Consider the following 14,653-nt stretch of genomic DNA (forward strand, 5'->3'; position numbering starts at 1 on the left):
CAGCCACCCGGCCACCCGGCCGGCCACCTCACACGCCCTGTGTCACCGCCGCGATCCCCGTCGCCCGCGTCCGCTCCACCGTCCCCGACTCGATCTCCGCCGCGAAGTGGCACGCCACCCGGTGGCCGTCCCCCACCACCGTCAGCTCCGGCCGCTCCGTCGCGCAGCGCGTCTCCTGCTTCCAGGGGCAGCGCGTATGGAAGCGGCACCCGGCCGGCGGTGCCGCCGGTGACGGCAGGTCGCCCTGAAGCAGGATGCGCTCGCGGCGGTCCTCCACCTCCGGGTCGGGCACCGGCACCGCCGACATCAGCGCCTTCGTGTACGGGTGCCTCGGCTCGGCGTACAGCGCGTCGCTCGGCGCCTCCTCCACCAGCGTGCCCAGATACATGACCCCGATGACGTCCGAGATATGGCGGACCACGGCCAGATCGTGGGCGATGACGAGATAGGTCAGGCCCTTGGACTCCTGAAGCTCCTCAAGGAGGTTGATCACCTGCGCCTGGATGGAGACGTCGAGCGCGGAGACCGGCTCGTCGCAGATGATCACGTCCGGTTCGAGGACGAGCGCCCGCGCGATGCCGATGCGCTGGCGCTGGCCGCCGGAGAATTCGTGCGGGTAGCGCGAGAGCGCGTCGGTCGGCAGGCCGACCTCCGCGAGGATCTTCTTGATCCGCTCCCGGCGCTCCTCCTGGTCGGCGCCGATGCCGTGCGCCGCCATGCCCTCGGAGAGGATCGACTCGATGTTCTGCCGGGGGTTGAGGCTGCCGAGCGGGTCCTGGAAGACCATCTGGAGGCGGTGGCGGATCTTGCGCATCTCCTCCTGCGGCAGCTTCGCCAGATCCGTACCGTCGAAGACGACCTCGCCCGCGGTGATGTCGACGAGGCGCAGGACGGCCCGGCCGAGGGTGGTCTTGCCGCAGCCGGACTCCCCCACCAGGCCGTACGTCTGGCCCGCCTCGACCTTCAGCGAGACACCGTCGACGGCGTAGACGTGGCCGACGGTACGGTCGAAGAAGACGCCCTTCTTGACCGGGAAGTGGACCTTCACGCCGTCCAGTTCGAGCAGGCTCATGAGGAGACCTCCGCCGTGTCCGCGGCGGACTCCGCCGCGAGGACCGGGTTGACGCAGCGCACCTGGTGGCCGGGCGCGCGGGGTTCGGTGAGTTCGGGCGTGCCCGTCAGGCACTCCATCGTGTAGAAGTCGCACCGGGGCGCGAACGCGCAGCCGTCGGCCCACGCGATCTTGTCGTTGATCGACCCCCGGATCGGCCTGAGCGGTTCGCCGCGCGGTGCGTCCAGGCGCGGGATGGAGCCGAGCAGACCGTGCGCGTACGGATGGGTGGGGTGCGCGAACAGTTCGCGGCGGCCCGCCGTCTCCACCGCGCGCCCCGCGTAGAGGACATTGACCTGGTCGCACAACCCGGCGACGACGCCCAGGTCATGAGTGATCATCAGAAGGGCGGTGCCCTGCTGATCGACCAACTCCTTGAGCAGTTCGAGGATCTGGGCCTGGATGGTGACATCCAGCGCCGTCGTCGGCTCGTCCGCGATCAGCAGGCGCGGCGCGCACGCGACCGCCATGGCGATGAGCGCGCGCTGCCGCATTCCGCCGGAGAGCTGGTGCGGGTACTCCTTCAACCGCCGGTCCGGGTCGGGGATCCCGACCCGGTCGAGCAGCGTCGCCGCTTCCTTGCGGGCCGCCTCGCCCTTCAGTCCGCGGTGGCGGCTCAGGATCTCGGTGACCTGTACGCCGATGGGCACGACCGGGTTGAGGGAGGAGAGCGGGTCCTGGAAGATCATCGCGAGCTGGCTGCCGCGCAGATCGCGGATCTTCTTCTCGCCCATGGACAGCAGGTCCGCGCCGTCGAACTCCGCGCGCCCGCCGACGCTCACCCCCTGGCGCGGCAGCAGACCCATCAGGGCGAGCGCGGTCACGGACTTGCCGCAGCCCGACTCGCCGACGAGGCCCACGACTTGGCCCTCGGCGACATCGAAGGAGACGCCGTCGACGGCTTTGGTGCCGCGCGCGGCGCTCTTTCCCCGCCCCGTACCGTGCCCGGCGAAGGTGACCGACAGTGCGTCAACCGACAGTAGCGACATAGGACTTCAGCCTCGCAGCTTCGGATCGAGAGCTTCCCGCATCGCCTCACCGAGCAGCGTGAAGCCGAGAGCGGTGACGATGATCCCGACCGCCGGATAGACCGACATCATCGGCGCGTTGTCGAAGAAGCGCTGTGCCTGCGACAGCATCACGCCCCACTCCGGGATCGCCGGGTCCGGATTGCCGAGGCCCAGATAGGACAGGGCGGCGGCCTCGATGATCGCGGTGGCGAGAGAGAGCGTCGCCTGGACGATCACCGGGCTCAGCGAGTTGGGCATGATCTGGGTGAGGACGATACGCCGCTTGCGGATGCCCACCGCCCTGGCCGCCAGTACGTAGTCCGAGCTGCCCTGCGCGAGCATCGAGCCGCGCAACAGCCGGGCGAACACCGGCACTTGGACCACACCCACCGCGATCATCACGGTGGTCAGCGACTGGCCGAGCACCGCGGCCACGGACACGGCCAGCAGCAGCGAGGGCAGCGCCAGCATCATGTCCGTGACACGCATGATGACGGTGTCCAGGCGCTTGCCCGGCTCCCCGCCGAGCGTCGCCGCCGCGCCCGACACGGCGCCGATGACCGCGCCGGCCACCAGGCCGATGAGCATCGACACGACGCCCACGAGCAGGGTCTGCCGGGCGCCGACGAGCATCCGGGAGAACTCGTCGCGGCCCAGATGATCCAGGCCGAACCAGTTCTCGCCGCGCGGGCCGACGAAGCGGCCCTGGTTGGGGAACACCTCGCCGCGCCAGTCCTGCGCCGTGGGGCTGTACGGGGCGAGCCACGGGCCGACGATCGCGATCAGCACGAACAGACCGATGACGACGGCGCCGATGACCGCGGCCTTGCTGGTACGCAGCCGGCGGAACGCCTCGCGCCACAGTCCGGCGCCCGAGGTGGTCTCGGTCCGCTCCATGAGCTGCGCGAGCCGGTCGATCTTGTCGGCCTTCTTCGTCACCTTCACGCTCGGGCCCGGAGTGAGGTCGGAATTCGCGTTCACGTCAGTGCACCCGCACTCTCGGGTCGATGAGGCTGTACGCCACGTCGACCAGCAGATTGATCAGGACGTACACCAGCGCGATGAAGAGGATGAAGCCGACGAGCACCGGATAGTCACGGGCGTCGATCGACGTACGGATGAAGGACCCGATCCCGCCGAAGGTGAAAACCGACTCGGTGAGGACGGCGCCGGACAGCAGGCTGCCGGTCAGCAGCCCCACGGCGGTGATCACCGGCAGCAGCGCGTTGCGCAGGACGTGCCGCCCGCGTACGACGCGCTTGTCCAGGCCCTTGGACTCAGCCGTACGTACGTAGTCCTCGCCCAGCACCTCGAGCACCCCGGCCCTCGTCATCCGCACGATGACGGCGAGCGGGATCGAGGCGAGCGCGACCGCCGGCAGTACGAGATGGGTGATCGCGTCCCACGAGGCGTCGAACTCGCCCGTCAACAGGCCGTCCAGGACGGCGAATCCGGTGACTTTCGTCGCGTCGATGCCGGTCGAAAGACGGCCGTAGCTCGGGAAGATCCCGAGGTTGACGGCGAAGACGCCCTTGAGGAGCAGCGCGAGGAAGAAGACCGGGATACAGATACCGAGCAGCGAGCCCGACACGGCGGTCACATCGAGCCAACTGCCGCGGCGCCGGGCGGCGAAGTAGCCGAGGGGGATGCCGACGACGATCGCGATGAGCATCGCGGCGACGCTGAGTTCGACGGTCGCCGGGAAGCGCAGGGTGAACTCCTCCCAGACCGGCCGGCCGGTCTGGGTGGAGGTGCCGAGGTCCAGTTGGAAGATCCGCTTGATGAATCGCCAGTACTGGACCCACACCGGCTCGTCGAGGCCCAACGCCCGGTTGATACGGGCCACTTCGGCCTCGGTCGCCCGTTCGCCCAGGATCGCCGAAGCGGGTCCGCCGGGCAGCCGGTTCAGCCACAGGAAGAGCAGAACCGACAGTCCGAGCAGGGTGGGTATCAGCTGTAGCAGTCGTCGTGCGACGAGTCGCAGCACCCCGCGTGCCCCTTTCTTCGGTACGTAGGAACGTAGGACGGGTCCGCCCGGCCGGGGTATGTACGCCGCCGGCCGGGCGGACCCTGACTGGTGCCGCTACTTGAAGGACGTCTCGGCGAAGTTCTCCTGCGTCAGCGGGGAGACCTTCGGCGGGTTGATGTCGTCGGCGAACGCGATCGCCGGCGGCGACGAGGAGATCGGCACACCCGGCAGGTACGCCATGATCGTCTCGTTGGCCTTCTTGTACAGGTCCGTCCGCTTCGCCGGGTCGGTCTCGATCGACGCGGCCTTCATCGCGTCGAAGACGCCCTTGTCCTTGAAGCCCCACTGCTTGTCGTACTCGGCGAACCAGGTGCCGATGAAGTTGTAACCGTCGTTGAAGTCACCGGTCCAGCCCAGCATGTGCAGTTCGCAGCCGCCGGCCTCGGTGGCGTCGAGGTAGTCCGGCGCCCACTTCATGGGCTTGGGCGTGACCGTGATCCCGGCCTTCTCCAGGTCGGCCTTCATCAGCTCGAACATGTCCTGCGGAGCGGGCATGTACGGGCGGGTGACCTCGGTCGGGTAGCAGAACTCGATCTTCAGGGCGCTCTCGTCGGCGCCCGCGAGCAGCGACTTCGCCTTGGCGGTGTCGAAGGGGTACTTCTGTACGGCGTCCGAGTAGCCGGCGACCGTGTCGGGCATGAACTGCGTCGCCGCGACGCCGCCTTCGGGCAACTGGGTCTTGACCAGGTTCTCGCGGTCGATGGCGTGCGCGATGGCCTGGCGGACCTCGGGCTTCTTCAGGGCCTTGTTCTTCTCCTGGCTCATGCCGACGTAGAAGATGTTGAAGACGTCACGCGTGGGGACCTGGAAGCCGTCGCTCTCCAGCGTCTTCACATCGGCGGGCGCGACCAGGTCGTAGCCGTCGATGTCACCGGCCTGGAGGGCCTGGCGGCGGCCGTCCTCGGTGTCGAGGGTGCGGAAGACCAGATTCTTGATCTTCGCCTTGGCGCCCCAGTAGTCGTCGTAACGCTCCAGCGTGACTTCCTTGTTGCCCTTGTTCCACTCACTGATCTTGTACGGCCCGGTGCCCGCGACGGTGCCCGCCACCTGGCTGTACTCGGGGTACGTGATGGCGTCGCCCTTGGCGGTCGCGTCCTGCTTCGCGTACTCCTTCAGGGCCTTCGGCGAGTGGATCGCCAGCGCCTGGAGGGAGAAGCCGCCCGGGAGGTTCGCGGAGGGCTCGTTGACCTCGATGACGGCGGTGCTGTCGTCCTTCGCGGTGCAGGACTTGTAGTTCGCCTTCGGCGTCTCCGGGTCCTCGTTGGCCGCGAAGCCGCCCATGACGGTCTGCCAGTAGTAGGAGACCGCGCTGGACTGGTACGTGCCCTTCCAGTTGAACCAGTGGTCGTAATTGGCGCACACGGCGGCGGCGTTGAACTTCTCGCCGTCGTGGAAGGTCACGTCCTTACGGAGGTTGAACGTCCAGACCGTGCCGGCCTCGTCACTCGACCACTTCTCCGCCAGCGCGGGGGCCAGCTCGCTGCCGCCCGACTCGTGCTTCAGCAGCGCCTCGAACGCCTGCCGGGTGACCCGGAAGGTCTCGCCGTCGCTCGCCAGCGCCGGGTCGAGCGAGCCCGGGTCACCGGGGCCGCCGAAGACGAAGGTGTCCTTCGCGCCGCCCGAGTCACCTTCCTCGTCGCGGTCGCTGGAGCAGCCTGTGGCGATCAGCGCGACGGCCAAGGCCGTGACGATCGCTCCAGCGGCTCGGGACTTGAATATTCGCATGGTCCACCCCAGGGGTCCGACGAGTCCGGAACTCGGTCTTGACGGCCGAACATTACAGTCAAGAAAGTGCCAAATGAACAGGCCGCAATGCGGAGTTGCAGACCTGAGATCCGGACACTCGACAAATGACCAGACTCCGGGGCATCGCGGCCCAACCAGTCAAGTCGTGCCAGGTGAGCCGCAGTTGGGGCGGGCGAACCGGGTGAACCTCTCGTACGACGCAGAAGCCCCCCGTCCGCATGATGGAACATGCGGACGGGGGGCGTGCGTACGGTACGGGCCGCGGGCTACTCCTTGGCGAGCCCCTTCTTCGGCGCCTCGGCGGTGGCCGGCGCCTCGGCGGCCTCGGCAGCCGCAGGAGCCGCTGGCGCCACGGACGTCTCCGCGGCGACCGCCGCCTTCGCGTCGCCGGCCACCGCCTCACCCACCAGCGCGATCGCCTCGCGCGCCGAGGCGAGCACCTTCGTGTCGTCCGGGATCTGGTCCGGCGCGTTCTCCGGGTGGTGGCAGGCCGCCTCGTGCCCCGGCTCCAACTGGATCAGCGGCGGCTCCACCGTCCGGCACACCTCCGTCGCCTTCCAGCAACGGGTATGGAACCGGCAGCCGGTCGGCGGCGAGATCGGCGACGGCACATCGCCCTTGAGCAGGATCCGCTCGCTCTTGACCCCGCGCCGCCTCGGGTCCGGCACCGGCACCGCCGACAGCAGCGCCTTCGTGTACGGGTGCATCGGCCGCTCGTACAGCGACTTACGGTCCGACAGCTCGACGATCTTGCCGAGGTACATCACGGCGATGCGGTCCGAGACATGGCGGATGACCGACAGGTCGTGCGCGATGATCACATACGTGAGCCCCAGCTCGTCCTGGAGGTCGTCCAGCAGGTTCACCACCTGCGCCTGGATCGACACGTCCAGCGCGGAGACCGGCTCGTCGGCGACGACCAGCTTCGGGCTGAGCGCCAGGGCCCGCGCGATACCGATGCGCTGGCGCTGACCGCCGGAGAACTCATGCGGATAGCGGTTGTAGTGCTCGGGGCTCAGACCCACCAGGCCGAGCAGCCGCTGGACCTCCTTCTTCACCCCGCCCTCGGGCTCCACCTTCTGGAGCCGGAACGGCGCGCCGACGATCGTGCCGATCGTATGGCGCGGGTTCAGCGACGAGTACGGGTCCTGGAAGATCATCTGCACGTCGCGGCGCAGCGGCCGTATCCTGCCCGCCGACATGTGCGTGATGTCGTGGCCCTGGAACTCGATGCGCCCGGCGGTCGGTTCGTCCAGTCGCGTGAGCAGCCGGCCCATGGTCGACTTGCCGCAGCCGGACTCACCGACGACGCCCAGCGTCTCACCGGCCCGCACATCGAAGGACAGCCCGTCGACCGCCTTGACGGCGCCGACCTGGCGCTGCAACAGCCCCTTCTTGACGGGGAAGTGCTTGACCAGCCCCTCGACCCTCAGCAGGGGCTCACCCGCCTTGTCTTTCTCCGGCCTGTCCGCCACAGCGGGATCCTTTGCGTTACTCACGGCTTCGGCGCTTGCGTTGCTCGCGGCTTCGGCGCTCACAGCTTCGGCGCAATCTCTTCGGTCCAGATCTTGGTCCGCTCCTCCTGCGTCATATGACAGGCGGAGTGGTGCCCGGTGCCGACCTGCTTCAGCTCGGGGCGCTCGGTACGCGTGATGCCGCCCTTGGGCACATCCGCGTACGGGCAGCGCGGGTTGAAGGCGCAGCCTTCCGGCACGTTGATGAGCGACGGCGGCTGGCCCTTGACGGGGATGAGCCGTTCGGTCTGCTCACGGTCGATCCGGGGCATCGAGCCGAGCAGACCCCAGGTGTAGGGGTGCTGCGGCTCGTAGAACACCTTCTCGGCCGGTCCGCGCTCGATGCACCGGCCGCCGTACATGACCAGCAGATCGTCCGCCATCTCGGCGACGACCCCGAGGTCATGGGTGATCATGATGACGGCGGAGCCGAACTCCTTCTGCAGATCCCTGATGAGGTCGAGGATCTGCGCCTGGACGGTCACGTCCAGAGCGGTCGTCGGCTCGTCGGCGATGAGCAGTTCGGGGTTGTTGACCAGGGCCATCGCGATCATCGCGCGCTGGCGCATACCGCCGGAGAACTCGTGCGGATAGCTGTCGACGCGCTTGTGCGGCTCGGGGATACCGACCCGGTCGAGCATCTCGACCGCCCGCGCGCGGGCGATCTTCTTGCTGACCTTGTGGTGGACGCGGTACGCCTCCACGATCTGCGCGCCGATGCGGTAGTACGGGTGCATCGCGGAGAGCGGGTCCTGGAAGATCATGGCCATCTTCCGGCCGCGCAGCCGCCGTACATGATCGGGGTCGGCCCCGACCAACTCCTCGCCGTCCAGCCAGACTTCACCCGATATCGCGGCGTTGGCGGAGCGGTGCAGGCCCATCACGCCGAGCGAGGTGACCGACTTGCCGGAGCCCGACTCACCCACGATGCCGAGGGTTTTGCCGGCCTGGACGTCGAAGCTGACGCCGTCCACCGACTTCACCAGACCGTCGTCGGTGCTGAAGTGGATACGCAGATCGCGTACGGACAAAAACGGCTCCCCCGGATCGCCGGACCCGGCGGGCCCGGCGGCCTCGGAGACCACCGGCTCGCCCGGCGCGGCGGCGGGAGACGGCACCCGTACGCCTGACTGCTCCTTGGAAACCTCGCTCACGAGTACCTCACCCTGGGGTCGATGGCGGCGTACACCAGGTCCACCAGCAGATTGCAGACGACGATGAAGAATGCGGCGAACAGGGTCACACCCATCACGATCGGCAGGTCGGCTTCCTTCACCGCCTGGATCGCGTAGGCGCCCATGCCCTGGAAGGAGAAGACCTGTTCGGTGATGACGGCACCGCCGAGCAGCAGACCGAAGTCCATGCCGAAGATCGTGACGATCGGCGTCAGCGCGGACCGCAGTCCGTGCTTGGCGACGACCGTGCTCTCCCGCAGGCCCTTGGCCCGTGCCGTACGGATGTAGTCCTCGCCCATCACTTCCAGCATGCCCGCCCGGGTGAGCCGGGCGTACAGGGCGGAGTAGAGGAAGGCGAGGCTGCACCAGGGGATGATCAGATTCCATGCCCAGTCCGCCGGATTGTCCGCGAACGGGACGTAGTTGACACCGCTCGACCACAGGGGCCACTGGACGGTGAACATGGCCAGACCGAGCATGCCGGTGAAGAAGATCGGCAGCGAGACGCCCGCGAGCGCCAGCGTCATCGCCAGGCGGTCGAAGATCGAGCCCCGCTTGAGCGCCGAGAGGACACCGATGGCGACACCGGATATCAGCCAGATCACCGCGGCACCGATGGCCAGGGAGAACGTGACCGGCACCCGCTCCATCAGCTCGGGCCACACCTCGACGTGCGACTTGAAGGAGTAGCCGAAGCAGGGCGCGTTGCACATCGACGGGTCGGGGCCGAAGTTGTACTCGGCGCCGACGAAGATGCCCTTCATGAAGTCGTAGTACTGCGTGTAGAGGGGCTGATCGAGCCCCAGGTTCGCCTTGACGGCGGCGATCGAGTCGGGGTTGGCGTCCTTACCGACGTACTGGACTGCCAGTTGGTCGATCGTCTGCCCACCGAGCCGTGGGACAAGGAAGAAGATCGCGAAGGTGACTGCGCTGACCACCAGCAACAGCATTACCGCGGCGATCACGCGTCGGATGATGTACGCAGTCACAGCCGATCGGCGCCGGGTCCGCCGGCCGGGGGTGACCCGGCCGGCGGACCCGATGCCTTCACCTGCCTTTCAGGCATTTCGGGGGGTTGGGAAAGCTCTACCGCTGACTTAGGTGGTGGAGCCGATCAGCAGGTAGTCGTACATGCCGAGGTACGCCTGGGTCACGGTGACGTTGGTCGCCGAGTCCGGGCGGTACAGCAGGTTCTTGCGGTAGATCAGCGGCACGACGGAGGCGTTCTCCATGACGAGCTTGTCGACCTCGCCCCACGCCTTGGTGCGGGCGGCGGCGTCGGTCTGCGCGATACCGTCCGACAGCGCCTTGTTGATCGTCGGGTCGTCCAGCTCCATCAGGTTGTTGCCGCCCGAGGGCTTGATGGCGGAGCCGTTGACGATCTGGTCGAGGAAGCCGAAGCCGGTCGGCCAGTCGGCGCCCCACGCCATCATCATCATGCCGAGGTCGTGCTCCTTGACGTAGCTCGGAACACCGGCGAAGTTACCGAAGTACTTGCCCGAGGGGTACTGCTTGATCTCGGCCTGGATGCCGACCTCCTTGAGCGAGGCCTGGATGGCGGTCGCCATCTGCACCTCGTCGGGGCGGTCGGAGCGGGCCGTCAGGTTGGTCTTGAAGCCGTCGGGCTGACCGCAGTCGGCCAGCGCGGCCTTGGCCTTGGCGACGTCGCCCTTGTTGCCCTCGGTCTGGTACAGGTCGAACTTCTGGTACCCGTTGACCGTCGGCGGGAGCAGCGTGCTCGCCACGTCGCCCTTGGTGTCGCCACCGAGCGCGGCCTGGACGGACGCCTTGTCGATCGCGTACTGGACGGCCTTGCGGCAGTCCGCGTTGTCGAAGGGCTTCACCTTCGTCGACAGCGCGAGGTACGAGGTGGCGCCGGCGTACGAGTTGTCCGTCTTCGCCTTCTCGGTCGCCTTGGTGAGGACCTTGGGCTGGGTCTTCGTCTGAAGGCCGGTGCCCGCGGCGTCCACCGTGATGTTGTCACTCATCAGGTGCTGGTCGACCGTGGTGGGGTTGACCTTGAACTTGATGGTGATCTTGTCGGCGAGCGCCGGGCGGATCGGGTCGGTGGCCTGGTCCCAGTGCGGGTTGCGCACGAGGGTCGCGCTGCGGCCCTCGTTGTACGACTCGAACTTGTACGGGCCGGACGACGCCATCGCCTGGACGTACTCGGCGCCCTTGTCCCGCGCCTGCGGCACGGGGGCCGTCTGCGAGAAGGTCGCCAGGTAGTCGAAGTCGGCGAACGGCTTGTTGAGCTTGAAGATGATCGTCTGGTCGTCCGGGGTCTCGATGGACTTCAGACCCTCGGGCGACTTGTCCTTGTAGGGACCCTTGTAGTCCTCGCCGCCCTCGAGGTACGCCTTGAAGTAGGTGGGACCGTGCGACAGGGCCTCGGGCGCGAAGTTGCTGCGCTCGATCGCGTACTTGACGTCCTTGGACGTGACCGGGCTGCCGTCGTCGAACTTGACGCCCTTGCGCAGCTTGTACGTCCACGTCTTGGCGTCGGGGCTCGACTCGCCCAGCGACTCGGCGAGGTCGGGAACGACCTCAAGACCTTCCTTGCCGGCGGCCGGCTTGAAGGAGGTGAGCGTACGGCCGTACAGCCGGGAGAAGTTCTGCACCCAGCCGTAGTAGGTGTTGCCGGGGTCGAGGGAGTCCGGCACGTCCGAGTGCTCGAAGGTGACGGTGCCCCCCTTCTTGTCGGACTTGTTGACTACCGACGTCAGACCGGCGTCGATACCGGCGCCGCCGCCCTTGCTGTTGTCGTCCTTGCTGTCCGAGCCGCCGCACGCCGACGCACTGAGCGCCAGCACGATGGCTGTCGCCAGGACAGCAGTCGCTTTCTTGGTCTTCATCCTGAGGAAAGCCCCTCTATCAATGGATACGGCACGGAGCTCAAGGTCGGCCGCTGTGGATGGTGCTGGATGGAGCCGGTGGTGCCGGGTGGTTACTTGCTGCGGGGGTCGAGTGCGTCACGCAGCCCGTCACCCAGCAGGTTGAATGCCAGCACGGTGATGAAGATCGCCATGCCGGGCACGAACATGTAGTGCAGATCGACCTCGTACAGGTCCACCGCGGTGGTGAGCATGCCGCCCCATGAGGCTTGCGGCGGGGCGATACCCACTCCGAGGAAGCTCAGACCGGCCTCGAAGAGGATGTTGGTGGGGATCAGGAGCGTCGAGTAGACGAGGATCGGCGCGACGAGGTTCGGCAGCAGTTCCCGGAAGAGGATGAACGGCCCTCTGGCGCCCAGACTCCGGGACGCGTCGACGAACTCCCGGCGGCGCAGGCTCATGGTCTGCGCGCGCACGATCCGGCCCATGTAGGGCCAGTTGAAGAAGCCGATCACGAAGATCAGCACACCGATCCGCAGGGGAAGTCCGCTGAGCCCGAAGGCGCCGTCCTGGAGGGCGGCGGAGATCGAGATCGCGAAGAGCAGCAGCGGGAAGGCGAGGAAGGTGTCCATCAGCCGGCTGACGACGGCGTCGACCCAGCCGCCGTAGTAACCGGCGATGACGCCGAGGAGGGTGCCGATGGCCACCGAGAGCAGGGTCGCTCCGGCGGCGACGAGGAGCGAGACCCAGGAGCCCTCGATGATGCGGGCGAGCAGATCACGGCCGAGGCCGGGCTCGACGCCGAGCGGATGGTCCCAGCTCATGCCGCCCCAGGCGCCCTTGGGGGCCAGAAGCTGCGGGTCCACCAGGTCCTGGTTCAGCGCGTTCGGGTCGAGACCGAAGACGGACTGGATCGGCTTGGCCAGGACGGCGAGGAGGACCAGGAGGATGACAACGATGCCGCCCGCGACGGCCGCTTTGTCGCGCTTGAAGCGCGTCCAGGCTATTCGTCCGAGCGAACGGCCCTCGATCTGGCTCTGCTTGGCGCCCGTGAGCACTGCCTCGGGCTGCACTTCGGCAGCCGACTTGGTGGTCTCGATCGGTGCGGTCACAACGTCTTCGACCCCTCCTGGCCGGCGCTCGCCGGCCCCGTACCCGCCGTTGTAACGGCCTGTTCTCGCATCAGTTGGCGCACCGTCGGTGCTGGTGTCGCGGAAGTTGCCTGTTCAAAGGGCTTCCCGTGGAGCGATGCCTGGCTGCTCGCACGCAGGACCGACGGTCCCTGCTGCGGGGGAGTCTTCATGCCCGTAGTGATCACCCGCCAGAGGGCAAGGGGAATGTTTGCTCAAACGTGATGGAGTCAGACAGCTACCGTTATCCGGACGTTGTGATCGCCTGAGCGGAACGGGGCGCCGTTTTCGCGATGTTTCGGTACGGCTCGCGGTGTCCGGAGGCCGTACGGACCCGGGTGGCAGGTACTGGTCGGTACTGGTCGGTACGGAGCGGACAGGGGTCAGTAGGCGCGCGGCGCGGCCGGCGGATAGCCGTAACCGGAAGCCGCCTGCGGCGCCCCGTGGGCCTCCCGGTCGTAGAACGGCCGGGAGTTGGCCCGCAGCCACATCGTGACCGGGTCGTACTCGTCGGACATCGCGACGGTGGACACCGGCAGCCCTTCCGGGACCGCGCCGATGGACTGCTGCATCATCGCGCGCACGGCGTCGACGGACGCCGGGCTCGTGTCGTACAGATCCAGACCGATGGTGAGATACGGCGCGCCCAGCGCGGGGTGGACCCACGCGCGGCGCAACGAGCGTACGGCGGGGGTGCGGTGGGCGTTCTGCGTGAGCAGCGCGTAGAACTGCGGGATCTCCACGGCCGGTTCGGACAGCCGCAGCGGTCCGGCCGGCATCCGGTCGAGACCGGTGGCGACGCGGCGCAGGTCGAGCCACGGGATGCCGACGCCGCCGCCGGGCGCGTGCGGGTTGAGCCAGATTCCCCAGCGTTCGGGGTAGAGGGCGCGGGCGATGTCGCGGCCGGAGACGACCTCGTGGGCGCGGTTCCAGCCGCTGACGGACAGTTCCTGGGCGGAGGTGACGCAGGGCGCGTAGCCGAGGCCGTCGACCTCCATGTTCCCGTACTGCGCGTCGGGCGAGCCCGCGCGGCCGTGCCACAGCAGCATCCACACCTGGCCGGCGGTGCCGTCGGCGAGTGCCTGGAGCAGCGCCTCGTAGGCGTCGTAGCGTCCTGGCGTCACCTGGCGCAGCATGTGCTCGACCTGCCCCGTCGCCGCGGTGCCTGACGCGCTCACTGTTGGTCCCGCCCCTCGTCGATCCACCATTTTTCACCGGCCTCCCCGCTTCGGGCCGGTGCCGGCCAGGCCATCAAACCAGCTTAGTGCGGCGGGTCATGGCCTGTTCCGGGGCCAGTACGCCACGGCGTGTTACGCGGGTGGCCCGGCCGCCCGCCGGTAGAAGGGCCGCACCCGCTCCAGCATCCAGGTGCCGACCGGGTCCTGGGTGGCGTCCAGCAGGACGAGATTGACGGGCCAGTTGACCTGGACCCGGCCGAGCGCCCTGCCGAGCGCGTCCATGGGGGCGTTGCGTTCGGCGGCCTCCCAGGAGGAGAGCTGCACACCGACGAAGAGCACCGGGGCCTCGCCCTCGATGCTCGCCAGCCCGCGCCGCGCGGTGAGGACGACACCGGACGCCTCGAACTCCTCGCCCGCCGCCGCCAGGAAGTCGACGGGCTCCTGCTGCCAGTCGGGCTCGAACAGCCGCACCCTGCCCCCGCTCGCGGGGCCGTCCAGCGGCGTACGGCCCACCCGGCACAGCTCCGCGACGGCGAGCGGCGGCAGCGGGGCGCCGACCATGCCGCCGGGGTTCACGGCGATACCGAGGCGCGGCGGCAGACCGCGGGCGAACTCGCGGGCCGGGGCGACGGTGAAGGGCATGTGCGCCCCGACGCACTGGAGGAACTGCTGCTCGGAGCTGAAGACGGGGACGTACGGCACGCCCTCGATCTCCATGGTGGGCAGATCGAGGCCGGGGCTGTCGGGTCCGCCGCCGTTGGGCAGTGGCACCCAGAGCCGGCTGCGGCCGAGGACCTCGACCAGCCGCCCGCCCGCCGAGGCGTTCCCGATCGAGGCGGCGAGCACTTCTTCCAGCTCGTTGCCGGGCCATGCTGTGTTCACTCAAGTCTCCCCGAATCCGCGCCGCGTACCGCGGGAAACCCTAA

Annotated in this window: 12 protein-coding genes; all 12 read right to left on the reverse strand. The window is 68.2% G+C overall.

Annotated features, from left to right (window positions below):
- Window positions 1-28: 28 nt before the first annotated feature.
- A complete protein-coding gene (locus OG329_RS10935; protein ID WP_405794466.1) occupies window positions 29-1,072 on the reverse strand; it encodes an ABC transporter ATP-binding protein in 1,044 nt (347 codons plus the stop codon).
- Window positions 1,069-2,100, reverse strand: coding sequence for an ABC transporter ATP-binding protein (locus OG329_RS10940; RefSeq protein ID WP_405794467.1), 1,032 nt, complete (start codon window positions 2,098-2,100; stop codon window positions 1,069-1,071). Before OG329_RS10940 ends, OG329_RS10935 begins: the two co-directional genes overlap by 4 nt.
- Before the next feature lie 6 nt (window positions 2,101-2,106).
- Window positions 2,107-3,018 (reverse strand): ABC transporter permease, encoded by a 912-nt coding sequence (locus OG329_RS10945; RefSeq protein ID WP_405801767.1) that lies wholly within the window; start codon window positions 3,016-3,018, stop codon window positions 2,107-2,109.
- A gap of 85 nt (window positions 3,019-3,103) precedes the next feature.
- The gene (locus tag OG329_RS10950; protein ID WP_405794469.1) at window positions 3,104-4,108 is read right to left on the reverse strand and encodes an ABC transporter permease; all 1,005 of its coding nucleotides are present in this window, start codon (window positions 4,106-4,108) and stop codon (window positions 3,104-3,106) included.
- 96 nt (window positions 4,109-4,204) lie between these two features.
- A complete protein-coding gene (locus tag OG329_RS10955) occupies window positions 4,205-5,875 on the reverse strand; it encodes an ABC transporter substrate-binding protein (RefSeq protein ID WP_405794471.1) in 1,671 nt (556 codons plus the stop codon).
- A gap of 287 nt (window positions 5,876-6,162) precedes the next feature.
- A complete protein-coding gene (locus OG329_RS10960) occupies window positions 6,163-7,371 on the reverse strand; it encodes an ABC transporter ATP-binding protein (protein ID WP_405794473.1) in 1,209 nt (402 codons plus the stop codon).
- Between the two features lie 59 nt (window positions 7,372-7,430).
- The gene (locus tag OG329_RS10965; RefSeq protein WP_405801769.1) at window positions 7,431-8,495 is read right to left on the reverse strand and encodes an ABC transporter ATP-binding protein; all 1,065 of its coding nucleotides are present in this window, start codon (window positions 8,493-8,495) and stop codon (window positions 7,431-7,433) included.
- Window positions 8,496-8,560: 65 nt separating this feature from the next.
- On the reverse strand, window positions 8,561-9,574 hold the full coding sequence (locus tag OG329_RS10970; RefSeq protein ID WP_405794474.1) for an ABC transporter permease: 1,014 nt from the start codon (window positions 9,572-9,574) through the stop codon (window positions 8,561-8,563).
- Between the two features lie 108 nt (window positions 9,575-9,682).
- A complete protein-coding gene (locus OG329_RS10975; protein ID WP_405794476.1) occupies window positions 9,683-11,440 on the reverse strand; it encodes an ABC transporter substrate-binding protein in 1,758 nt (585 codons plus the stop codon).
- Between the two features lie 92 nt (window positions 11,441-11,532).
- A complete protein-coding gene (locus OG329_RS10980; protein ID WP_405794477.1) occupies window positions 11,533-12,531 on the reverse strand; it encodes an ABC transporter permease in 999 nt (332 codons plus the stop codon).
- 401 nt (window positions 12,532-12,932) lie between these two features.
- The gene (locus OG329_RS10985; protein WP_405794479.1) at window positions 12,933-13,727 is read right to left on the reverse strand and encodes an enhanced serine sensitivity protein SseB C-terminal domain-containing protein; all 795 of its coding nucleotides are present in this window, start codon (window positions 13,725-13,727) and stop codon (window positions 12,933-12,935) included.
- A 132-nt stretch (window positions 13,728-13,859) separates the two neighbouring features.
- Window positions 13,860-14,609 carry an enhanced serine sensitivity protein SseB gene (locus OG329_RS10990; protein ID WP_405794480.1) on the reverse strand — a complete coding sequence of 250 codons (750 nt, stop codon included), beginning with the start codon at window positions 14,607-14,609 and terminating at the stop codon, window positions 13,860-13,862.
- Window positions 14,610-14,653 lie beyond the last annotated feature (44 nt).

Origin of the sequence: Streptomyces sp. NBC_01506 (genome assembly GCF_045040295.1) — a bacterium.
In the GTDB taxonomy this organism is placed as follows: domain Bacteria; phylum Actinomycetota; class Actinomycetes; order Streptomycetales; family Streptomycetaceae; genus Streptomyces.

What these genes read in the sequence shown, in the direction of transcription:
- OG329_RS10955 (WP_405794471.1), bottom strand. Translation starts at nt 5,875, where the DNA reads ATGCGAATATTCAAGTCCCGAGCCGCTGGAGCGATCGTCACGGCCTTG.
- OG329_RS10935 (WP_405794466.1), bottom strand. Translation starts at nt 1,072, where the DNA reads ATGAGCCTGCTCGAACTGGACGGCGTGAAGGTCCACTTCCCGGTCAAG.
- OG329_RS10975 (WP_405794476.1), bottom strand. Translation starts at nt 11,440, where the DNA reads ATGAAGACCAAGAAAGCGACTGCTGTCCTGGCGACAGCCATCGTGCTG.
- OG329_RS10945 (WP_405801767.1), bottom strand. Translation starts at nt 3,018, where the DNA reads ATGGAGCGGACCGAGACCACCTCGGGCGCCGGACTGTGGCGCGAGGCG.
- OG329_RS10940 (WP_405794467.1), bottom strand. Translation starts at nt 2,100, where the DNA reads ATGTCGCTACTGTCGGTTGACGCACTGTCGGTCACCTTCGCCGGGCAC.